General features: G+C 62.3%; 29 protein-coding genes. 18 read left to right on the plus strand and 11 right to left on the minus strand.

The genetic code is table 11. The features are described 5' to 3' along the window. The first annotated feature begins 141 nt into the window (after positions 1 to 141). A complete protein-coding gene (locus AC0YKC_RS06450) occupies positions 142 to 312 on the plus strand; it encodes a hypothetical protein (protein ID WP_488510533.1) in 171 nt (56 codons plus the stop codon). Here the strand turns inward: AC0YKC_RS06450 and AC0YKC_RS06455 are convergent. Beyond that, positions 302 to 1,324: a sensor histidine kinase gene (locus AC0YKC_RS06455; RefSeq protein ID WP_320298363.1), complete on the minus strand. Its 1,023-nt coding sequence runs from the start codon at positions 1,322 to 1,324 to the stop codon at positions 302 to 304. The two genes, AC0YKC_RS06450 and AC0YKC_RS06455, sit on opposite strands and share 11 nt — an antisense overlap. 111 nt (positions 1,325 to 1,435) lie before the next feature. Further along, on the minus strand, positions 1,436 to 1,681 hold the full coding sequence (locus AC0YKC_RS06460) for a hypothetical protein (RefSeq protein WP_320298364.1): 246 nt from the start codon (positions 1,679 to 1,681) through the stop codon (positions 1,436 to 1,438). 88 nt (positions 1,682 to 1,769) lie between these two features. On the opposite strand from AC0YKC_RS06460, the gene AC0YKC_RS06465 reads away from it, so the two are divergent. Further along, complete coding sequence (locus AC0YKC_RS06465) at positions 1,770 to 2,270, plus strand: hypothetical protein (protein ID WP_320298365.1); 501 nt, start codon at positions 1,770 to 1,772, stop codon at positions 2,268 to 2,270. A gap of 49 nt (positions 2,271 to 2,319) precedes the next feature. Here the strand turns inward: AC0YKC_RS06465 and AC0YKC_RS06470 are convergent, their stop codons facing one another. Continuing rightward, on the minus strand, positions 2,320 to 2,733 hold the full coding sequence (locus AC0YKC_RS06470; protein ID WP_434722247.1) for an HD domain-containing protein: 414 nt from the start codon (positions 2,731 to 2,733) through the stop codon (positions 2,320 to 2,322). Between the two features lie 349 nt (positions 2,734 to 3,082). On the opposite strand from AC0YKC_RS06470, the gene AC0YKC_RS06475 reads away from it, so the two are divergent. Then, entirely contained in the window at positions 3,083 to 3,286 is a 204-nt protein-coding gene (locus tag AC0YKC_RS06475; RefSeq protein WP_320298367.1) for a CsbD family protein, read from the plus strand. A gap of 58 nt (positions 3,287 to 3,344) precedes the next feature. On the opposite strand, the gene AC0YKC_RS06480 is transcribed toward AC0YKC_RS06475, so the two are convergent. Then, on the minus strand, positions 3,345 to 4,592 hold the full coding sequence (locus AC0YKC_RS06480) for a trimethylamine methyltransferase family protein (RefSeq protein ID WP_488510534.1): 1,248 nt from the start codon (positions 4,590 to 4,592) through the stop codon (positions 3,345 to 3,347). A 322-nt stretch (positions 4,593 to 4,914) separates the two neighbouring features. On the opposite strand from AC0YKC_RS06480, the gene AC0YKC_RS06485 reads away from it, so the two are divergent. Both AC0YKC_RS06485 and AC0YKC_RS06490 read left to right on the plus strand, forming a co-directional pair. After that, the gene (locus AC0YKC_RS06485; protein ID WP_320298370.1) at positions 4,915 to 5,634 is read left to right on the plus strand and encodes a Crp/Fnr family transcriptional regulator; all 720 of its coding nucleotides are present in this window, start codon (positions 4,915 to 4,917) and stop codon (positions 5,632 to 5,634) included. 100 nt (positions 5,635 to 5,734) lie between these two features. After that, positions 5,735 to 5,941 (plus strand): hypothetical protein, encoded by a 207-nt coding sequence (locus AC0YKC_RS06490; RefSeq protein ID WP_320327891.1) that lies wholly within the window; start codon positions 5,735 to 5,737, stop codon positions 5,939 to 5,941. Between the two features lie 419 nt (positions 5,942 to 6,360). Here AC0YKC_RS06490 and AC0YKC_RS06495 read toward each other — a convergent pair whose 3' ends face one another. Both AC0YKC_RS06495 and AC0YKC_RS06500 read right to left on the minus strand, forming a co-directional pair. Then, positions 6,361 to 6,555 (minus strand): hypothetical protein, encoded by a 195-nt coding sequence (locus AC0YKC_RS06495; protein ID WP_320298372.1) that lies wholly within the window; start codon positions 6,553 to 6,555, stop codon positions 6,361 to 6,363. Between the two features lie 107 nt (positions 6,556 to 6,662). Then, positions 6,663 to 6,872, minus strand: a complete 210-nt coding sequence (locus tag AC0YKC_RS06500; protein ID WP_095768399.1) for a cold-shock protein — start codon at positions 6,870 to 6,872, stop codon at positions 6,663 to 6,665. 275 nt (positions 6,873 to 7,147) lie between these two features. On the opposite strand from AC0YKC_RS06500, the gene AC0YKC_RS06505 reads away from it, so the two are divergent. The 7 genes from AC0YKC_RS06505 to AC0YKC_RS06535 all read left to right on the plus strand — a co-directional run bounded on the left by AC0YKC_RS06505 (position 7,148) and on the right by AC0YKC_RS06535 (position 10,933). After that, positions 7,148 to 7,744: an inorganic diphosphatase gene (locus AC0YKC_RS06505; protein ID WP_320298373.1), complete on the plus strand. Its 597-nt coding sequence runs from the start codon at positions 7,148 to 7,150 to the stop codon at positions 7,742 to 7,744. A 7-nt stretch (positions 7,745 to 7,751) separates the two neighbouring features. Next, positions 7,752 to 8,348: a cysteine hydrolase family protein gene (locus tag AC0YKC_RS06510; RefSeq protein WP_320298374.1), complete on the plus strand. Its 597-nt coding sequence runs from the start codon at positions 7,752 to 7,754 to the stop codon at positions 8,346 to 8,348. 137 nt (positions 8,349 to 8,485) lie between these two features. Then, on the plus strand, positions 8,486 to 8,998 hold the full coding sequence (locus tag AC0YKC_RS06515) for a YciE/YciF ferroxidase family protein (protein WP_320298375.1): 513 nt from the start codon (positions 8,486 to 8,488) through the stop codon (positions 8,996 to 8,998). A 121-nt stretch (positions 8,999 to 9,119) separates the two neighbouring features. Further along, positions 9,120 to 9,464, plus strand: coding sequence for a low affinity iron permease family protein (locus tag AC0YKC_RS06520; protein WP_320298376.1), 345 nt, complete (start codon positions 9,120 to 9,122; stop codon positions 9,462 to 9,464). Between the two features lie 180 nt (positions 9,465 to 9,644). Then, on the plus strand, positions 9,645 to 9,947 hold the full coding sequence (locus AC0YKC_RS06525; RefSeq protein WP_488510535.1) for a DUF982 domain-containing protein: 303 nt from the start codon (positions 9,645 to 9,647) through the stop codon (positions 9,945 to 9,947). Between the two features lie 27 nt (positions 9,948 to 9,974). Continuing rightward, positions 9,975 to 10,262, plus strand: a complete 288-nt coding sequence (locus AC0YKC_RS06530; RefSeq protein ID WP_320298378.1) for a DUF982 domain-containing protein — start codon at positions 9,975 to 9,977, stop codon at positions 10,260 to 10,262. 458 nt (positions 10,263 to 10,720) lie between these two features. Continuing rightward, the gene (locus tag AC0YKC_RS06535; RefSeq protein WP_320298380.1) at positions 10,721 to 10,933 is read left to right on the plus strand and encodes a hypothetical protein; all 213 of its coding nucleotides are present in this window, start codon (positions 10,721 to 10,723) and stop codon (positions 10,931 to 10,933) included. A gap of 11 nt (positions 10,934 to 10,944) precedes the next feature. Here the strand turns inward: AC0YKC_RS06535 and AC0YKC_RS06540 are convergent, their stop codons facing one another. Beyond that, positions 10,945 to 12,009, minus strand: a complete 1,065-nt coding sequence (locus tag AC0YKC_RS06540; protein WP_488510536.1) for a YihY/virulence factor BrkB family protein — start codon at positions 12,007 to 12,009, stop codon at positions 10,945 to 10,947. Between the two features lie 343 nt (positions 12,010 to 12,352). Here AC0YKC_RS06540 and AC0YKC_RS06545 point away from each other — a divergent pair, with 343 nt between their 5' ends. Continuing rightward, positions 12,353 to 12,538 carry a hypothetical protein gene (locus AC0YKC_RS06545; RefSeq protein ID WP_320298382.1) on the plus strand — a complete coding sequence of 62 codons (186 nt, stop codon included), beginning with the start codon at positions 12,353 to 12,355 and terminating at the stop codon, positions 12,536 to 12,538. Positions 12,539 to 12,562: 24 nt separating this feature from the next. Here the strand turns inward: AC0YKC_RS06545 and AC0YKC_RS06550 are convergent, their stop codons facing one another. Further along, on the minus strand, positions 12,563 to 12,877 hold the full coding sequence (locus AC0YKC_RS06550) for a hypothetical protein (protein ID WP_488510537.1): 315 nt from the start codon (positions 12,875 to 12,877) through the stop codon (positions 12,563 to 12,565). A 16-nt stretch (positions 12,878 to 12,893) separates the two neighbouring features. Next, positions 12,894 to 13,913, minus strand: coding sequence for an SDR family oxidoreductase (locus AC0YKC_RS06555; RefSeq protein ID WP_488510538.1), 1,020 nt, complete (start codon positions 13,911 to 13,913; stop codon positions 12,894 to 12,896). Between the two features lie 160 nt (positions 13,914 to 14,073). Here AC0YKC_RS06555 and AC0YKC_RS06560 point away from each other — a divergent pair, with 160 nt between their 5' ends. Beyond that, entirely contained in the window at positions 14,074 to 14,250 is a 177-nt protein-coding gene (locus AC0YKC_RS06560; RefSeq protein ID WP_320298385.1) for a hypothetical protein, read from the plus strand. A 207-nt stretch (positions 14,251 to 14,457) separates the two neighbouring features. Next, complete coding sequence (locus AC0YKC_RS06565; RefSeq protein ID WP_488510539.1) at positions 14,458 to 14,757, plus strand: DUF982 domain-containing protein; 300 nt, start codon at positions 14,458 to 14,460, stop codon at positions 14,755 to 14,757. A gap of 40 nt (positions 14,758 to 14,797) precedes the next feature. On the opposite strand, the gene AC0YKC_RS06570 is transcribed toward AC0YKC_RS06565, so the two are convergent. Then, positions 14,798 to 15,517 carry a Crp/Fnr family transcriptional regulator gene (locus tag AC0YKC_RS06570; protein WP_320298387.1) on the minus strand — a complete coding sequence of 240 codons (720 nt, stop codon included), beginning with the start codon at positions 15,515 to 15,517 and terminating at the stop codon, positions 14,798 to 14,800. A gap of 166 nt (positions 15,518 to 15,683) precedes the next feature. Between AC0YKC_RS06570 and AC0YKC_RS06575 the strand changes: the two genes are divergently transcribed. After that, positions 15,684 to 15,917, plus strand: a complete 234-nt coding sequence (locus tag AC0YKC_RS06575; RefSeq protein WP_320298388.1) for a DUF6894 family protein — start codon at positions 15,684 to 15,686, stop codon at positions 15,915 to 15,917. A gap of 30 nt (positions 15,918 to 15,947) precedes the next feature. After that, complete coding sequence (locus AC0YKC_RS06580) at positions 15,948 to 16,841, plus strand: alpha/beta fold hydrolase (protein ID WP_488510540.1); 894 nt, start codon at positions 15,948 to 15,950, stop codon at positions 16,839 to 16,841. A gap of 53 nt (positions 16,842 to 16,894) precedes the next feature. Here the strand turns inward: AC0YKC_RS06580 and AC0YKC_RS06585 are convergent, their stop codons facing one another. Continuing rightward, positions 16,895 to 17,362 carry a hypothetical protein gene (locus tag AC0YKC_RS06585; RefSeq protein WP_488510541.1) on the minus strand — a complete coding sequence of 156 codons (468 nt, stop codon included), beginning with the start codon at positions 17,360 to 17,362 and terminating at the stop codon, positions 16,895 to 16,897. A 251-nt stretch (positions 17,363 to 17,613) separates the two neighbouring features. Here AC0YKC_RS06585 and AC0YKC_RS06590 point away from each other — a divergent pair, with 251 nt between their 5' ends. Then, positions 17,614 to 17,685, plus strand: coding sequence for a KGG domain-containing protein (locus AC0YKC_RS06590; protein WP_488510569.1), 72 nt, complete (start codon positions 17,614 to 17,616; stop codon positions 17,683 to 17,685). The last annotated feature ends 3 nt before the right edge of the window (positions 17,686 to 17,688 follow it).

Consider the following 17,688-nt stretch of genomic DNA (forward strand, 5'->3'; position numbering starts at 1 on the left):
GGAGCGGGCCAGGCTGTGGCTTGTACCTTGCCCAATGCCTCCTCATCTGCATCTTATGGCCAAACTCACCGCGCCCGGCATGTTTGTGCTCACGATCGTCGGGGTTGTGGGTGAGCTTTGGGGGTTTGGGACTATTGGAAAATGGCATCGTTTCGCGCGCAGCCGGCAGAGCCATGCGCCTATACCGATCATGATGAGGTCGACGGCGCGCCGACCCATGTCGCGCCGAGCGAACCGGCACGCACCGAAGACATCTTCCTGAAGGCCGGCGCGCAATTCGGTAGCCTCGCGGGCAGGTCTCTCAAACGCTGAAGTCGTTCTCGGTGTCGGCCCCTAGTTGCGGCACGACGATTGCCTCGAGCGGCGCGTCGAGCTCCCACTTCACGCTGCCAGGCGCACGTTCGAGACTGGAGGAGCCGCTCAGCGCCTGCGGCGCCACCCGCTGCAACACCACCGTGCCAAAACCCTTGCGGTCGCCGAAACCGGTGCGCTCACTCGTCTTGCGCGCCGCTCCGTCGGCTGTCACGCCGGATGTCTCGTGCCAGAGAAGGTGAAAGCGGCGCTGCGCTTCCGGTCCGCTCTCGACCTTCCAAGTGATTTCGACGCGGCCGCCCTCGCCCGCCAGCGCGCCGTATTTGGACGAGTTGGTGCCCAGCTCATGGAAGGCCATGCCGAGATTCTGCACCGCATTCGACTGCAGTGTGAGGAGCGGCCCGGAAAGCGATATACGCTCTTCATGGCCGAAAGGCTTCAAATGCTCCTGAATCAGGTCGAACAGGCTGGCGCCGGCCCATTCCGAGGTGACAAGCAGATCATGGGACCGCGACAATGCCATGATGCGGGATCGGATCATCTGCTCGAACTCGGCTGGATCGGTCGAACGCTTGCTGGTTTCCCTGACCATCGACAGGATCACCGCGAACTGGTTCTTCACGCGATGGTTGACCTCGCGCATCAAAAGCCGAATGCGGCGCTCACTTTCCTTGGCGGGGGTGATGTCGCGGGCGATTTTCGAGGCGCCAACGATTTCCCCCGCGCTGTTCTTGATCGGCGAAATCGTCAGTGAAACGGTGACCAGCGAGCCGTCCTTGCGCCTGCGCACCGTCTCAAAACTCGGGATGCGCTCGCCCTTGCGGATGCGGCTGATGATCTCGGTTTCCTCGCCTTGCATATGCTCGGGGATCAGCATCAGGATCGACTGGCCGACGGCTTCTTCGGCGGTATAGCCGAACATGCGCTCGGCCGCGTGGTTCCAGTCGGTGATTATGCTGTCCAGATTCTTGCCGACGATTGCGTCGTACGAAGAATCGACGATCGCGGCCAAACGCGCATCGGCATTTGGAGCGTGTTGGAACGTCCCCCCGGAATTGGTCATGTAAGGTAATTAGGGCCGGCCGGAGTCAAGGCAATCTGACGCGAGCGAGAACGCATTTGCTCAGGGCTTCGATTCGCTGGGGCCATCGGCGACATTCCGGTTCGGTGATATCACACCGAAATCCTGCGACCTTGCGCCCGTGTCAGCGGTCAGAAACCCGTCGGATGCCAGCCCACGGCGCAACAGCTCGCGGACCGCGGCCGAACGGCTCGGCATGCGCTTTTCGAAACGCCAGTTTTCCAGCGCCGCCAATTCCTCGTCGGTCAGCATGATCTGCAACCTTTGCGGCCGTTCAAGCTCAGCCACTTCCGCCTCCGCTGTGAGTTAGTATGTGCCTCACTATGAGTAGAAGTAGGAAACGGCTCATGAAGCGTCAAGGGGGGATGATTTGCCGATGGGCAACGAAGCTAACGATACTCAGGATGGGGCGAAATCACATTTGATATATTATGCTAACCAACTGATTTATTTATTGTTTTTAACATTTGTGTATTGTCAACCGCTCTCCTCCGGCGCATGGTTGCAACAGAGGGATAAACCCCCGCGAAAGGAGGGTTTTCCAATGATACTAGGATTTTCCAACCAGTTGCGCGATGATGCTCATTGCAAGGTCCAGCAGGCCCTGCGGACGAACGGCATCGTCAACATCATCCGGCTTGCCGAAGAAATCAGGCTCAAAAACCTCGCCGACAACATCGCGCGCGAGGACATAGAAAGCCTGGTGATGCAGATTGCCCAGCTTTACGGGGCGCCGATCGAGTTCGACGACCAGGCCCTGACGGCGCTCGACCTGCCGCAGGCCCTAGGCGCCGACAATCGGAACGACCTTGAGAGGGCTCTTTGGGAGCGCTCGCTGCCCGACGCGCCGGTCAACCTGTTGCAGCTGGACAAATAGCTGTCGGCGCTGCGATGTGGGGAAAGCGGGGGCGGTTCCGAAGAGGCCACTAGTCCCTGGCGGCCAGGTCGCCCAGAATGCCGAGCCCGGTCTCGTACCGGTCTGGGGCAACGCCAGCCTGGTGCGCCTGCCAGAGATTGTCGCGCAGGTCGGCTATTTTCACGGGCAAGGCAAGCTCATTCGAGGCGGCACGGAAAATAGAGCCCTCTTCGCTCTCGTCCATGCGCTTGGTCAGCGCGTCCACCGCCGCCACAACCGTCAAGCTGAAGCCGGCCTCATGCAGCCGGTCGAGGCTCCAGCCGTTCCCCTTCTCGACGACGTCATGCAGGTAGGCGACCGTCTTTTCGTCCAGCGTTTCAACCGCGTCGGCTACGCGTCTCAAATGTTCGATATAGGGTTGGCCGGTTTTGTCCTTCTGGCCGCGATGGGCCTGCTCAGCTATCTTCGCTGCCTGATGAAGCATGAGGTCTTTCCAATCTCGTCGCAATAAAGCCCGCCCCGGCGAGGGACGGCCGAGGCGGGCTTGCTCGGGTCTGAGCCCGGTCCGGTGGCGCGCCTTCGCGGGGGAGCGGGGCTGCGCGCCATCCTGCATTCAAGAACATCGGCGCCGGGCGAATGTTCCGCCGCTCCCGAATTTTTGAGGACGCGCCATGACCATCGAAGCGACCCGTTGCAGCCGGACGCCCGTACCTAAAAGAAGCCCGGCCAGGAGCCGTCGGGCCGATGCCTGACGCCGTCGGAGAAAAAGTTTTTGGCAGGAACCTCGCGACCGCCTTGCCGTTAGCCCTCCGTGTCCAACAGGAGGTCCGGCAATGGATTGGAACCGCGTCGAAGGCAATTGGAAGCAGGTGAAGGGCAAGGTCAAGGAACAGTGGGGCAAGCTCACCGACGACGACCTCGACCGCATCGCGGGAAAACGCGACCAGCTCGAAGGCAAGATCCAGGAACGCTACGGCCTCGAGAAGGACCGCGTGCGCCGCGACATCGATGACTGGTACAGCATGCAGGGCTGGTAGAAGCCGGCTCCCACGAAACGAAGGGCGCGGCCTCGCGGCAGCGCCCTTTTTCGTGGGCTCAAGCCCGCGCGAGGCGGCCGCGTATCTCCATCTCGATCCCGCGATCGAGCGGCGCGGGCAAATCGGCGGGCCTGCCAGGGCCGAGTTCCGCCAACGCCGCAGCATCGCGGCGGAATTTTTCGAGCGACACGGTGCGGCCCTGCTCCAGCCAGCCGGCTGCGTGCAGGATGAAATGCGCGCCTGAGGCCACCGCTGCCGAAAGCACCCTGCCCCCTTCGGCGCCGGATTGGGCATCATCGACCTTGGCCGAGGTGATGGCGCCGTCGCCCCGCACCGGCACGCCGAGCCGCCTGCCCAGTTCCGCGGCGTAGAACTGGACGAGCTGCGAGGCCGGGTCACCGAAATTGGGCAACATCCGGCGCATGTCGAACGGGTAGGCGAGGATGCCCATCACCACCGGCGCGCCCGGGCGCCAGAGCTGAGCCAGCGCCAGGCCGGCCAGCACCTCGGCATAGCCCTGGATCAGCGCGCCGGCCACGGTAACCGGTGCCGTCGCACCCATCATCATGTAGGACGAAACCATGCTCGCCTCGCCCTTCATCGCGATCGCCCGCAGGCATTTCAACGGGTTCGGCCAATAGGTGAGCGGCGGTGTGGCGTTGATCAGATGGAGGAGATTGCATTCGCCGCCACGCGCCGGTCGCCCCACCGCCGCGGCCGTCAGGTCGATCACCGCCTCGGCTGCCGCCGGCGAGGCGATGCTGCCCATGAGCGGCTTGTCGGAATGGGTGAGATGCGCAAGCAGCATTTCCAGCGGCCGCCGGTCCTCGGCTACGTCCTCCATGACACAGATCATCTGTCCGGTGTTGGTCAACCCGGGAGCGGCATGCGCGGCGGCGACGAGATCGCCATAGATCCGCCGGCTGCCCGCTACTCTCGTTCCATTGTCGAGCACGACATTGGGCGCGCCGTAGATCGGCGCGAAGACCGGCGGTGCCCTTTCTCCGACAGTCGTATCCCTTGCGGGGTTCCTGCCGCGCAGAAGGAATTTTTCTGGCGCATGCCGGCGCACGATGCGGGGCAGCTCGGCCCCGTCCAGGCGCACCACATCGCCGCTCGCCACGCCACCGGCCTGCTTCAGCATGTCGATGGTTTGCGGATCGTCCATGAAGCGGATTCCGGTTTCCTCCAGCACCCGGTCGGCCGCCTTCTCGATCGTCTCGAGCCCGGCCTCGTCGCGCCCGGGGCGATAGGACGAGGCGATGAAGTCCGCCGCGCGATGTTCAGGAACCAATGTAGCCGACATGCATCCCCCGGCCGGCGCAAACGGTTCGACGGCACCGACGTGCCGGATTATCCGGATTCGGTTTGCCTTCGCGAGGCTCCTGCCGCGCCACCTTGCGTCGCTTCCAGGAAGGCGTCGCGCCGGCGACGGGTGAGGCAAGCATCGGCCGTGCGGCAACGCGACCGCAATGCGCTTTTCGGCATTTCGCGGAGGAAAAAGCGCCGAAGTATCAAATGTTAGCGCGCTTTGACCAACAACCCCATACCTCGTCAAACGCGCCTGTTTTGAATCACTTTGACATCCGCTGTGACCGGGCCGCTCGGCCCGCTCATGGAAGACATGAATGCTTGAATCCCTTTTCCTGAATCTCGGCCAGCACGACAGCCTATCCGACGACGAGAAAACCCTGCTCGGCGACTTGATGGCGGGCGAACGCCACTTCGCCGCTGGTCAGGACATCGTCGCGTCGGGATCCCGGCCGGCCTACAGCACTCTCGTGCTCGACGGGCTCGCCGCCCGTTACAAGGTGCTTGCTGATGGCGGCCGGCAATTCACCTCGCTGCAGGTTCCAGGCGATTTCGTCGACCTCTACGCCTTCCTGTTGAAGACGATGGACCACGGCGTCATCGCGCTTTCGCCTTGCCGCGTCATCCTGGCCGACCATTCGAAGCTGCGCAGCATCACCGAGCGGGCGCCGCATTTGACGCGGCTGTTGTGGCTCGACACGCTGATCGACGGCGCCATCCACCGCGAGTGGATCGTCGCCATGGGGCGGCGCTCGAAGGTCTCGCATCTGGCGCATCTGTTCTGCGAGCTGTTCGTCAGGCTGGAGGTGGTGAAGCGCACCAACGGCATGAGCTTTCATTTGCCCGTCTCGCAGGCCGAGCTCGCCGACGTGCTGGGCCTGTCGGTGGTGCATATGAACCGCGTCATTAGCGCGCTGCGCAACAGCGGCGTGATCGCCTGGGCGAACCATACGGTGACGATCCTCGACTGGCAGAAGCTGCAGCAGATCGCCGAGTTCGATCCGACCTATCTCTCAATGACCCGCGAACCGCGTTAACTCTCACGGCCTGCCGCCGGCGAGGCGCCTTCGGATGTTATTTGCCGAGGGCATGAAACATGCCGCCGCCTCGAAAGTTCCTACTGGAAGGAGGCGGATGATGATCGGCGGAAATGACGGCAAGACACGCCACGCCGAGAACGGCAACGCGGCTCAGCCAGCGAAGAGCGATGTCGAATTGCTAGCCCTTCGGCTGGCGAAGGACACGGACATCTCCGAGGACGACGCCCGCGAACTGATCAAGCTCATTGGCACCGACTGGACCTCGTTGGTGCGCGAGGCGAGGTTCCTCAAGAGCCGGCACTGATCAGAGTTCTTCTGTTTTTCGCGCTCACCGGAACTATTTCGCCTCAGGAACGCTATCTCACTGCAGTTATTTCTAAATTAGGCATCGAGAATAGAGAATGAAGGCCAAACTCATTTCAAAGAGCGCTGGTGCCATGGCCATCATGACCGCTGCATTTGCCGGCGCCAGCGCCGGAACGTCAGCATTGGGAGAGCAGACATGAACAATATCATCTGGCTCGTAGGAGCGGTCGTCATCGTCATTGCCATATTGGGCTTTCTCGGCTTCCGGTGACGCCGAAGTAGGGCCCAATGCCGCTGCGTGAATCGGGGCTGCGTCGGCCCTGACCTGCCATACGACGGCGCAGTTGGAACGCTAGTGTTTCAGGGAAAACCGAAACGCCAGCCCGACTTCCGCAGATCGCATCTCAGGTCGGCGCCCTATTTGCCGGCGGCCTTTTTCTTCGCCTTCTTTACCGGCTCCTCCACTGGCTCCTGCGCCAGTCTGGCCTCGCGAAGACGCGCCGTCTTTGCAATTCTGGCCGCCGCCTCCCCGTCGATGATGGCGCGCGCGGTTTTTGTGGTGGCCTCGTTCTTGGCGTCGCCTTTCGGCTTGAACACATTCGTATCAGCCATGTGCTACCTCGCTATACAAAATGAAAAAGGCCGGGCGAACCCGACCTTCCCTCAAAGCCCCAGCGCCTGTGCCAGTACATCCGTGGTCAAAGGCGCCGATGCATGGCTTAGGCGGCCTGCAGATTCTCCGCGGCGCTCTTGCCGCTGCGGGCGTCCTTGACGACGTCAAAGCTTACCTTCTGGCCTTCGACGAGAGAACGCATCCCGGCGCGCTCCACGGCAGAGATGTGAACGAACACGTCCGGCTGGCCGCCGCCCTGCTCGATGAAGCCAAAGCCCTTGGTGGCGTTGAAAAACTTCACGGTTCCAGTAGTCATACGATTTCCTTTCAAATCGACGCAAATTACCGCCGCTTGGCCGAATGCCAAACGTCACAGTTTTCGAAATTGAGAGGGAAGATCGTCGGGGCACAAAGGCGCCAGAAACAACGTTCGTTCAGCAAGATCGATATCATACATATAGCGTTTAAACTGACTCCCGGCAAGACAACCCCGGATATATTTATCCAAGGCCCTCCTTTCGCAGTGAGCCAGCCTGCGCATCTCGGCCTGGGCGATTCAGTCGGCCACCTCCTTCGTCATGGAACATTCAGGTGCCGGTGAAGTTCACCTTGCGCAATGTGGTTTGGTCGGCTCCCGGTTTGGCAATGGCTAATTATCTGACGCTTCCGGCAACTTCTCGTAACCTGTTCCGCGTGGTCGTGGAAACACCGCGGGGATCGGCCGCGAAACTCGCCTATGAACCGAAGACCGGGGTGTTCGAATATTCCCGCCCCCTTCCTGTCGGTAACACCTATCCCTACGATTGGGGCTTCGTGCCATCGACGCTGGGAGACGATGGTGATCCGCTGGACGGGCTCGTCATCCACCAGGCCGCCGGCGCTCCGGGGGTCGTGATAAAATGCGACCTGCTGGGCGCGCTCAGGGTAAAGCAGCGCGATCCCGACGGCTCGAAAGTCCGCAACGACCGGTACATTTTCTGCCCTCATAAGGAAGACGCGCCGGATGAGCCCGTGGCGTCAGTCGATGTGCCTGAAGATCTTCGCCGGGAAATAGAGCAGTTCTTCCTTTCCTCGGTGCTGGGTACCGGCAAGAAAATCAAGCTGAAGGGCTGGCAAAACGCGGCCGAGGCCAGGGCCTCGCTGACGAAGGGAATGAAATCCTTCAAGCGAAAACTCGCAAATCGGTGAGCGGCTGATGCCCGTCTCCCGCCCTATTCCTGCAAACGCCGTGCATCTTTGCGTCGACATGCAGCGCATGTTCATGCCGCCCGGACCGTGGGCGGTCGAGTGGTTTCCCCAGACTCTGCCCAAGGTGCTTCGGCTCACCGAGCGGTGGCCGGCACGAACCATCTTCACCCGCTTCATTCCGGCACTGCGGGCAGGAGAAGGGCATGGCCAGTGGCGCAGCTACTATGAGCGCTGGGCAGAAATGACGCTTGAAAAAGCAGGGAACGACATCATCGAGTTGGCGCCGGAGCTGAAGGATTTCGTTCCGCCGGCACGACAGTTCGACAAACCCGTCTATTCGCCCTGGTTCGGAGGCAGGTTGAGGCGCGCGCTTGCAGCCGAGGATGTTGACACAATTGTCGTCAGCGGAGGCGAGGCCGACATGTGCGTTTTGGCCACGCTTCTTGGAGCTATCGATTTCGGCTTTCGAACGGTTCTGGCGGAGGATGCGATTTGCAGCACCTCCGACGAAGCCTATGACAGCATCATCAGGCTGTTCACCAAAAGATATTCGCACCATGTGGAAGTCGCCCCGGTGGATGAAATCCTGGAGTCCTGGGCTTAGCCCGTGCGCCAAAGATCAACGCGGAGCCTCGTCAATAACAATTGAGGGTCCAGGGCCTTCACCGGCAAAAAATCTATTCGGAACAACTTGCGGGCGGCCGTGTTGGTGATGATCCAACCCCACCAGGAGATGCAGAAATGGCGACGACGAAAGCGGCCTCGAACAAGGGCCTCAACGAACTTTTCCATGACACGCTGAAAGACATCTACTTCGCCGAAAAGAAGATTCTGGCGACGCTGCCCAAGATGGCCAAGGCGGCGCAGGACGATGCGTTGAAGGCGGCCTTCGAGAAGCACCGCGACCAGACCGAGGAGCATGTCGCGCGTCTCGAGGAAGTGTTCGAGGTGATCGACAAGAAGCCTGTGGGAAAGACCTGCGCGGCCATCATGGGCATCACCGAGGAAGGCGCGGAAATCATGGATGAGTACAAGGGCTCGCCCTCGCTCGACGCCGGCCTGCTGGCCGCCGCCCAAGCCGTCGAGCATTACGAGATTTCGCGCTACGGCACGCTCAGGACCTGGGCGCAGGAACTCGGCCTGACGGAAGCTGTCAATCTGCTCGACAAGACGCTGGCCGAGGAAAAGGAAACGGACGCAGCGCTCACCGAACTCGCCGAATCCGCCGTCAATGTAGCTGCCGAGGCTGCCTAGCGGCGCTCCGCGCACGGCCGGATATTCGCTCGGTCCGGCTTCCGCCGAGCCCTGGCAGGTTGCCGGGGCTCGTTGCTACCGTTCCCCAGAGTATCATCCCATGGAAAAAGCGTTCAATCGCATGGCGGCGGCCGTCGCTCATGCCACCGGCAGGCCGTTGGCTTTTGGCCTATGCCTGGGATCGGTTCTGCTGTGGGGGGCAACCGGTCCGGTCTTCGACTATTCGGAGACCTGGCAGCTTGTCATCAACACCGGCACCACAATCGTCACTTTCCTGATGGTGTTCCTGATCCAGAACACCCAGAACCGGGACGGCGCGGCGATCCAGGCCAAACTCGACGAGTTAATCCGCTCAGGCCATGCGAAGAATGATTTCATCGGTATCGAGCATCTTACCGAAGCCGAGGTCGAGGCGTTCCGGGCGCGCTGCGCGGCAGCCAAGAAGAGAAAGGCGGCTAACACCTAAGCCGAACGGCGCCTTGGCCGAATAGCCGCTATTCATCCCTCCGAGACGCGCCGGTTCTCGCAGCGACCGGGAAAGCTCTTGACGGTCAAAATCCACAAACCCATATCGCCGCTGGGCTTGGGCCTCTGTCGGTCCCAAGCCGTGGCTTGTACTCAATTGTTCGTTCGATTGGAGGACGTTATGAACGACCGGATGTTCGACAGCCCCGTTTTCGTGAAGAGCGGAAACAGCCTCATCCAGGAAATCGCGTGCTTGGAAGATGCTCTGGAATTTCTCTACGCGTGGCCCAAGAACAGGCGCGGAACCATCTTTGAAACGGCCCTTCGTGCCTGCCAGCGGGCATTCGACAGCGGCTATCCGCTGACTGGCGCCAGAGATGCCTTTTGCGGTTTCGCAAAGTCGGTCAGAATTCTTGAGGACGTGAGTGTCCCCTTGCCATGGATGACCGGCAAAGGCGGCCGCGGCGGCGGACTGGCTGTTTGAAAGTATCGCGGTGTATGGGAGTTCGCGATGCTTTCCAAACCTTTCGAGAAACCCCTTCGCGTTTGGGTCGGACTGGGCTTTCCCCGGCAACTGAACACCGTCGTCGACGCCTATCAGTTCGCGATCGACTGGTGCGGCAATAGCCCGGAGCAGAAAGCGGCCATCCGTGCCTGCAAGGCGGCTTTGATTGGCGACGTCGACGCGGAAACCGCGCGAGGCGTTTTCGCCGCGTTCGCGCGCAAGAAGGATATCCTTGTCGAGGACGGAGCAATCCCTCCCGCCGTCGGATGGGCCCAGCCGTCACATCACCAATGACGATCGGGGCGCCTACGACCGCTGTCGGGGCGCCTCGCACCAAACCTAGATGATTGACGAGGAACCTCGATGGCAGAACCAGCCATTGGAAAACCCGTCAATGAGGTCAACGCCGCCCGGTACGACAGCGATTGCCAGGAGGCGTTGGCCGGCTCTCTCGATGGCCTGCTCGCACAGGCGGAAGCTGCCGCTTGGGCAGGAACCGTGCCGCGACGGCACTAATGTACCTTGCAGGAAAACGCCTCAATGCCCGCACCTAGAGCTACTAGGACCGCGAGCAGCGCATATCGCGTAAAAAGCCCGCCGCCCCGTTGAAGAACGGCGGCGGGCTAACAGGCGTCACACCCGACCGCCCCCCCTGGATGCCACGTAGGTGCCACAGCAGCAACTGTCGTGGAGGGACATCGGGTAAATGGAACCTTGATCGGGGCTGTCAGTTGCATTGGAAGGCGGCCAGTATGACCAGATCGTCACTTCATCTTCTCAAGGGTACGGGGTATCTGATTTCCACGGTGAGCGTGACCCTGTTGGCGATCGTTAGTTGGGACAGCGCATCGAAAAGTCCGTTGCTGATCGCTTGTCTGCTCGGCGGAGCCGCTACCTCGATTATCGGCATGTTCTGCCGCTGGCTGTCCTACCAAATCGAGAAACGGCAGGAAGAGCGGCGGTAGGGCACTCGGTATCAGTCTCCGCGGCGCAAGATCCGCGTCACGAGCAGAGTGATCAGGCTGCTCAGCACAATCCAACCGACGATCTCGCCACCAAATGCGGTTGGCCGGGCTGGCGCCGTGCCGACGCTTCTATCAGCGTTGGCGGGCATCGTCGCCTCGGATTTGGCTACTTGTTCGGTCTGGCGCGGCGCACCCCGGTGGTTGGCGTGTGCCATGACCGGCGCGAGGTCGCGCCGGCTGCCGCGACGGACCGAATAGGCGCGCGTGATTTCGGCGCCGAAGAGAAAAATCTGCGCCGAATAATAGACCCACACCAATACGACCATCAGCGCTCCGGCGGCACCGTAGGATGTGGCGATAGCGCTGGTGCCGATGTACCAGCCGATCAGCGACTTGCCGATGGTGAAGAGCAGCGCGGTCACCACCGCGCCGACGCCGACATCGCGCCATTTTAGCGTGCGGTCCGGCAGGACCTTGTAGATCGCGGCGAAGAGCAGAGCGATCAGCACAAAAGAGACGATCGTGTTGACGCCGCTGACGATCACGCCACCGAACGGCAGGCGCCGGTTGATCAGTTCGCCCAGCGCCGAGATCGCCGTGCTTGCCGCCAGCGATACCAGCAGCAGGAAGCCAAGCGCCGCGACGAGACCAAGGCTCGCCGCCCTCGCCCGCACCAGGCGCGACAGCGACACGCCGTTGGGCTTCACCTTCCAGATCTCGTTGAGCGACTGCTGCATTTCACCGAAGACGCCCGACGCCGTGACGAAAAGCGTGACCAGCCCGATCAGCGTGGCAAGCGTGCTTGACCAACGCTGTGCGGCGCTCTCGATCGTGGCCTTCAGGAGGTCGGCGCTTTGCGGGCCCATGACGCCGGATATCTCGGCCGACAGCGCGACCTGGGCGGCATCGTTGCCGATGGCGACGCCGGCAATCGCCACGACGATCAGCAGGATCGGCGCCAGTGAGGTCGTGGCGTAGAAAGCGATCGCCGCGCCGTGGCTCAGCGCATTGTCGTCGATGTAGCCGGTGACACTCTCCCGCAAGAGCAGCCAGCCTTCACGAACCCAGCCCGGCATTGTCGCCTCACCTATTTTGGACACATATTTCGTGCGACTCGAGGACGGCTTTGTCGAATAGCGTGTGCCCTGCCATTTGCTGCCCCCCGCCAAATACGGAGCGGGCCGGGTGGGACAAGAGCTCGACTGCCCTTTCGTTGGCCAGGGCGGGAAGCCGGAGAAACCAGCCCTGTTCTCTTTGCCACCTGGTCCGGCTGACGCGGCCCGCAAACCACAATCCCATGCCGGCACAATGGTTCCCAATGGGCGAGGATGCCGGATCGCTAAAAACGGCGGCCCATTTGCAATAAGAAACAATGGATTTATAATTAGCTGACTAAGTGATTCATGGCGCGGTGAACCGATGGCCAAGAAGAAGAACAGACGGTCAGCTTCCAGTGTTTCGGCAGCTTCCCGCGCCGAAATCCACGAGGCGGCTTATTTTGCCCGCAAATGCGGCCTCACCCGCGACGAGGCATTGCAGATGATGCGCGAGGCCCACGGCTTGCCGGCCGTCCGGGCGACCGAGGGCGAGAAGCGCAAGCATTGACCCTTGTTGTTGAAGACGCACGCCTCATTGGCCGTTCTGCGGCGGAACTTCGCCCGGCTTGATCACTGGCATGTCGCCGGTCGGCGGTGGCGTCGTCGCGTTCTGGTCGCCGGTCGGCGGCGGCTTCAGCACGCCGCCGCAATCGCCGAGCTGTTTCGACAGTTCATCCGTATCGGCCTGCTGCTTCTGTTTTTGCTGCTGGTCGTTGGCGTCGGGCTTGGCCTGGCAGTTCTGCGCCTGCTGGTCCTTCGGCTGAGCGGCAGTCTGGGCCGCTGCCGGCAGCACCGGGATCAGCGCGACGGCAGCGATGAGAAGCGCTTTCTTCGTGAGATCTTTCATGGGATCCTCCTCATGGTCAGTAACCCCCGATGATCGGCAGGATCTCGCCGGTGATGTAGCTCGAGCATTGCGGCGAGGCCAGGAACACATAGGCCGGCGCAATCTCCTCCGGCTGGGCGGGCCGCTTCATCGGCGTCTTGGCGCCAAATTGCGAAACGTCCTCCGCTTCCTTCTCCGACGGGTTGAGCGGCGTCCAGACCGGACCGGGCGCCACCGCGTTGACGCGGATGCCCTTGGAGATGAGATTGCCGGAGAGCGCGCGGGTGAAGGCGTGAATGCCGCCTTTGGTCATGGAATAGTCGACCAGTTCCTTCGAGCCCTCTATGCCGGTGACCGAGCCGGTGTTGACGATGGCCGATCCTGGTTTCATGTGCGGCACGGCTTCCTGCGCCATGTGGAAATAACCGTAGAGATTGGTCTTCAGCGTGATGTCGAAATGCGCTTCGGTGAGATCGGCGAAATCGGCCGAGTGGACCTGGAAGGCGGCGTTGTTGACAAGCACGTCCAGTTTGCCGAAAGCCTTGATCGTCTCACCCACCGCCTTTCGGCAGAAGGCGCGCTTGGCGACGTCGCCGCGCAAGATGATGCAGCGCCTGCCCTCCGCCTCGACCGCCTGCTTCGTCGCCTTGGCGTCACGGTCCTCGCTGAGATAAGCGATGGCGATATCGGCGCCTTCGCGCGCGAAGAGCACCGCGACCGCGCGACCGATGCCGGAATCGCCGCCGGTAATCAGCGCGACCTTGTCCTTGAGCTTGCCCGACCCCTGCCAGAACGGGGCGTCATAGAGCGGCGCCGGCTCGATCGCCCATTCCTCGCCTGGTTTGGGATGATGCTGCCTGGGAAAAGGTGGCACGGGGTATCTGCGCGCGCCGGCCTGCATCGCACCTGGCGCTTTCGGCTTCGGCTTGCTGCTGTCCGTGGCATCGACCTTGCGCTGGACGCCGCGCTGCCTGCGCGTGGTCTTCGCCGTGTCCGTCTTGTTGCCGGCGGCTGATTTTTTGGTCGTGTCGGTTTTCGTTCGGCTGCTGGTCGGCATGGTGGTCTCCTTTCAGAGGACAACGCGTGCCGACGGAAAAGGTTGGCCCCCGGTTCGTCGCACCTCGCCGACATGCCCGGCCATACATCAAAGTTAAATGCGGCCGCCCGGCCGTGGTGCTAACCCTTCGTCATTGGGGGGACTCTTCAGGAGGAGTCCCATGGACGTTCGAACTCTCGTCGGCAGTCTCTCGGCCGCAATGCTGCGCCGGCGCGCCGCCGCACCACCGGTGCCGGTCCGGGTGATCCGCGCTTCGCTCGCCGAGGTGCCGCTGAGGCCGCGCCCGCGGCCGCCACATCGGCCGGCGCCGCCGGCCCGGCCCGCGAGCAATATGTAGCCCCAAATTTATAGCGTCAGACTGGCCGGCCGAATGCAACCGACTGGCGAAGTCATCGTTTACGGCCATCCTCAATTTTGCGGTGAAACATGAAGTCCTTGCCTATGAACAGCCCGTTTTTTCTCCTCATTGCCGTCATGATCACGGCCGTGCCCTTTGTCGGCCTTGCCTGGCGCACGCTCGAATGGCTCGGATGGTGAATGACCGATGAGCCGTTTCCTGCCCCTCACCATTCGCTTCGTCAGCGGCGGCACGATGGTGGTCACTACCGTCGCCGAGGCCAAGAAGGCGCTCGCCGGCACATGGAAGAACAAGGAGGCGCCAGCCTATCTCGAAGCTGCCCGGCTGGTGAATGACGCGATCGCAGGCACCTGCCGTCCGGCCATCGCCTTTGCCGCCTTCAAGAGGGTCGCCGCGCAGCAAGGCCTGCTGAGGCCTGCCCAGCCGAGTGCCGCCCTCACCATGCTGGACGAGCTGTGGTCGCGCTCCAAGGCTCCGCCCAGCTAGATGCCGCAGGCAATCTGTCCTTGCTACCGTCTTGGCCGACCTATCTCGGCTCGCGGGTCATGCTGAGATAGGTTGGATCGAATTCGGCGATCGCAACCAGCCGCTCCCAGTCGAGGATCGTGATCATATGGCTCGTCCAGTTGATCACGTTCATACGGCGCAGCGTGCCGATCACCCGGTTCATATGGACGACGGAGAGGCCGAGCACGTCGGCGAGCTCGGCCTGCGACAGCGGCAGATGGAAGCTCATCTCGCGGGTCTTTTTCACCACCTGCAGCCGGACAAACAGCTCGCATATCAGATGCGCGAGATGGGAGGTCTTGGAGCGCCGGCCCATGGCCACTATCCATTCGCGGTGGATGGCGCCGTCGACCAGCGTGTCCAGCCACAAAAGCCTGGTGAGATGCGGCGCCTGCTCGGTGATAGTCTTCAGCTTGCCATGCTCGGCGGCGAGCACGTGGCATGGCGAGAGCGCGATGATGCCGTGATCCATCGTCTTCAGCAGAAAGGCATGCAAGTCGACGAAATCGCCGGCGACCTGGAGCGAGGTGAACTGGCGGCCCCCGTCCTCCAAAACCTTGTAGCGGGCGGCGAGCCCATCGATGATCAGCGTGCTGTAACTTGGCCTCGATCCCTCCGAGACGACATCCTCGCCGGCCGCGATGTATTTCTCGAATGACATGACGCCTGCAAGCAGCGCCTTCTCTTCCTCCGACAAGGCATCGTGCTGGCCGAGGTTGAGATAAAGCGATTCCAGCATCCTGCGTCCTCCATTCGCAGCAGCAACGCCGCAGGCGGCGGGCTGGTTGCAGGCGGCTGCGCGCGCCGCAAGCGCGGCGCATCATGGATTTCCTCTCGGGATCAGCCGCTTGGAACCATGACCGCGCTGACGAATTGAAGCTCGAAACGCCGGGATCGACGTGCCGATGCAACGCTTCTATTTCGACCTGTACAACACCGAGCACAGCCAGAGGGACGATGAAGGGCAGCTTCTTGCCAGTCGCGAGCGCGCGGGCATAGAGGCGCTGCGCATCCTGCATGATGTCGCCCGCGACGAGATGCCGGGCGGCAGGCACCTGACAATCACCGTGAAGGTACTGGACGAGCAGCGCGACCAGATTTTCGAAGCGTCGTTGACGCTCGATTCAGCCTGGACGTGAGATGGCCGGCACCGATACCGGAGGCAAGCAATGTTCGAGGATTTCGACAGCCGCGAGATCGACACCGGCGAAGCAAGGATCTTCGCCCGCCGGGCCGGCAGTGGAAGCGGCCTGCTGCTGCTGCACGGATTTCCCGAGACGCATGCGATGTGGCGCGACGTGGCGCCGAGCCTCGCGCGCGATTTCGCCGTCGTGTGCGCGGATCTCAGGGGCTATGGGCAAAGCTCCTGCCCGCCGTCCTCCGCCGATCACGCCCCCTATGCCAAGCGCGCCATGGCCGCCGATCTGGTGGTGCTGATGGAGACGTTGGGCTTCAGGCGCTTCATGGTCGCCGGTCACGATCGCGGCGGGCGTGTCGCCTACCGGATGGCGCTCGACCACCCGGACCGCGTCGAGAAGCTCGCCGTGCTCGACATCATTCCCACCGCCGATGCCTGGGACCGCGCCGACGCGAGGCTGGCGCTCGGCTACTGGCCGTGGTCGTTGCTGGCACAGCCCGAGCCGCTGCCGGAGACGATGGTTGCGGCCGCCGCCGATGCCATCGTCGACAATGCGCTTTCCGGCTGGGGATCGTCGCCCGACGCGTTCCCGCCCGAGGTTCGGCAACTCTATGTGGATGCGTTGCGCGACCCGGCGCACATCCATGCCATTTGCGAAGAATATCGCGCCGCGGCGTCCCTCGACCGCGATCATGACCATGCCGACAAAGCGGCCAGCCGGCGCATCGCCTGCCCGCTGCTGGCGCTATGGAGCGAGCATGGGGTGCTGGCCGAATGGTACGCGCAGGCGGGCGGCCCGCTGGCGCTGTGGCGGAACTGGGCGGAAGATGTCAGTGGCGGCGCCTTGCGCGGCGGCCACTTCTTTCCGGAGGAGTCGCCGATCGAAACGGCGGCCACGCTCGATGCCTTCTTCTCCGGAAGATAGAAGCACAGCGTCGCGGGAGTTGCGCGGGCCGGCCAGATGACTGGCCGGCCCGCTCACGCAAGCATCAGATAAAGCAACGGCACCGCCGCCAAGCCGATTGCCATCGCGATAAGCGTGGCATGGCCCAGGCGCTCCGCGCGCCTGGCAATGTCGGCGACCTCGTCCTCGTCATTGATGACGTCAAGGAAGGAAAGATCGGCAAGGGCGGCACGTTCGTTGTCGTTGGCAGGCAGGGTTTCGACATCCTGCCGGGTGGGCTTTGCAGAGATATAGGTCAAAACGTCGTCTCGCTCCGAAGCCGGCTGCGCGGCTTTCTTGTTGATGGATATTGATGCCCGCCGGAATTGCGCGGGGATCGGCGGGCACCAGGATGGCCGGCGATGGGGGCTTTTCTCGACGGCCGCTCCCCAATCCGTAGAAAGCAGATTGGTTGCATAAGCCAGCCGAATGCGTTGGTCAGGTCGGACTTCAGTCTGACCCGGGTCACGAAATGTTTCAGCCGGAACATCGATTGCCGACACCTGTTCCCCCTACTCAAGGAGGCCGAACGCGTCCTTGAATTCACCCCCGAAGAAAAATCCGAACCAACTCCGAACCAACGGAGAATTCGATATGCCCAATCAAGGCGGAACCCACGAACAGCACGTCAAGGCCGGCCAGCAAAGCCACAAGAACCGCGGCGACCCACATAACGGTGGGCAGCATCGCGGCAGCGGGCAGCAGCAGGCCGAGGACGGCAACATGGGTCAGCGGAGCGCCGGCCGGCACAGGGGTGGCAGCGGCAAACTTCGCCGAAGACCGCCAGCGTGCGTCGGAAGCCGGCCGCAAGGGCGGCCAGCGTTGAGTT

It is taken from the genome of Mesorhizobium sp. CNPSo 4661 (assembly GCF_057784215.1).

What these genes read in the sequence shown, in the direction of transcription:
- AC0YKC_RS06465 (WP_320298365.1), top strand. Translation starts at nt 1,770, where the DNA reads ATGGGCAACGAAGCTAACGATACTCAGGATGGGGCGAAATCACATTTG.
- AC0YKC_RS06525 (WP_488510535.1), top strand. Translation starts at nt 9,645, where the DNA reads ATGAACGACCGGATGTTCGACAGCCCCGTTTTCGTGAAGAGCGGAAAC.
- AC0YKC_RS06550 (WP_488510537.1), bottom strand. Translation starts at nt 12,877, where the DNA reads ATGAAAGATCTCACGAAGAAAGCGCTTCTCATCGCTGCCGTCGCGCTG.
- AC0YKC_RS06570 (WP_320298387.1), bottom strand. Translation starts at nt 15,517, where the DNA reads ATGCTGGAATCGCTTTATCTCAACCTCGGCCAGCACGATGCCTTGTCG.
- AC0YKC_RS06490 (WP_320327891.1), top strand. Translation starts at nt 5,735, where the DNA reads ATGATCGGCGGAAATGACGGCAAGACACGCCACGCCGAGAACGGCAAC.
- AC0YKC_RS06560 (WP_320298385.1), top strand. Translation starts at nt 14,074, where the DNA reads ATGGACGTTCGAACTCTCGTCGGCAGTCTCTCGGCCGCAATGCTGCGC.
- AC0YKC_RS06535 (WP_320298380.1), top strand. Translation starts at nt 10,721, where the DNA reads ATGACCAGATCGTCACTTCATCTTCTCAAGGGTACGGGGTATCTGATT.
- AC0YKC_RS06450 (WP_488510533.1), top strand. Translation starts at nt 142, where the DNA reads ATGGCATCGTTTCGCGCGCAGCCGGCAGAGCCATGCGCCTATACCGAT.
- AC0YKC_RS06520 (WP_320298376.1), top strand. Translation starts at nt 9,120, where the DNA reads ATGGCGGCGGCCGTCGCTCATGCCACCGGCAGGCCGTTGGCTTTTGGC.
- AC0YKC_RS06515 (WP_320298375.1), top strand. Translation starts at nt 8,486, where the DNA reads ATGGCGACGACGAAAGCGGCCTCGAACAAGGGCCTCAACGAACTTTTC.
- AC0YKC_RS06480 (WP_488510534.1), bottom strand. Translation starts at nt 4,592, where the DNA reads ATGTCGGCTACATTGGTTCCTGAACATCGCGCGGCGGACTTCATCGCC.
- AC0YKC_RS06530 (WP_320298378.1), top strand. Translation starts at nt 9,975, where the DNA reads ATGCTTTCCAAACCTTTCGAGAAACCCCTTCGCGTTTGGGTCGGACTG.
- AC0YKC_RS06555 (WP_488510538.1), bottom strand. Translation starts at nt 13,913, where the DNA reads ATGCCGACCAGCAGCCGAACGAAAACCGACACGACCAAAAAATCAGCC.
- AC0YKC_RS06495 (WP_320298372.1), bottom strand. Translation starts at nt 6,555, where the DNA reads ATGGCTGATACGAATGTGTTCAAGCCGAAAGGCGACGCCAAGAACGAG.
- AC0YKC_RS06475 (WP_320298367.1), top strand. Translation starts at nt 3,083, where the DNA reads ATGGATTGGAACCGCGTCGAAGGCAATTGGAAGCAGGTGAAGGGCAAG.
- AC0YKC_RS06575 (WP_320298388.1), top strand. Translation starts at nt 15,684, where the DNA reads ATGCAACGCTTCTATTTCGACCTGTACAACACCGAGCACAGCCAGAGG.
- AC0YKC_RS06565 (WP_488510539.1), top strand. Translation starts at nt 14,458, where the DNA reads ATGAGCCGTTTCCTGCCCCTCACCATTCGCTTCGTCAGCGGCGGCACG.
- AC0YKC_RS06500 (WP_095768399.1), bottom strand. Translation starts at nt 6,872, where the DNA reads ATGACTACTGGAACCGTGAAGTTTTTCAACGCCACCAAGGGCTTTGGC.
- AC0YKC_RS06485 (WP_320298370.1), top strand. Translation starts at nt 4,915, where the DNA reads ATGCTTGAATCCCTTTTCCTGAATCTCGGCCAGCACGACAGCCTATCC.
- AC0YKC_RS06510 (WP_320298374.1), top strand. Translation starts at nt 7,752, where the DNA reads ATGCCCGTCTCCCGCCCTATTCCTGCAAACGCCGTGCATCTTTGCGTC.
- AC0YKC_RS06580 (WP_488510540.1), top strand. Translation starts at nt 15,948, where the DNA reads ATGTTCGAGGATTTCGACAGCCGCGAGATCGACACCGGCGAAGCAAGG.
- AC0YKC_RS06545 (WP_320298382.1), top strand. Translation starts at nt 12,353, where the DNA reads ATGGCCAAGAAGAAGAACAGACGGTCAGCTTCCAGTGTTTCGGCAGCT.
- AC0YKC_RS06540 (WP_488510536.1), bottom strand. Translation starts at nt 12,009, where the DNA reads ATGCCGGGCTGGGTTCGTGAAGGCTGGCTGCTCTTGCGGGAGAGTGTC.
- AC0YKC_RS06470 (WP_434722247.1), bottom strand. Translation starts at nt 2,733, where the DNA reads ATGCTTCATCAGGCAGCGAAGATAGCTGAGCAGGCCCATCGCGGCCAG.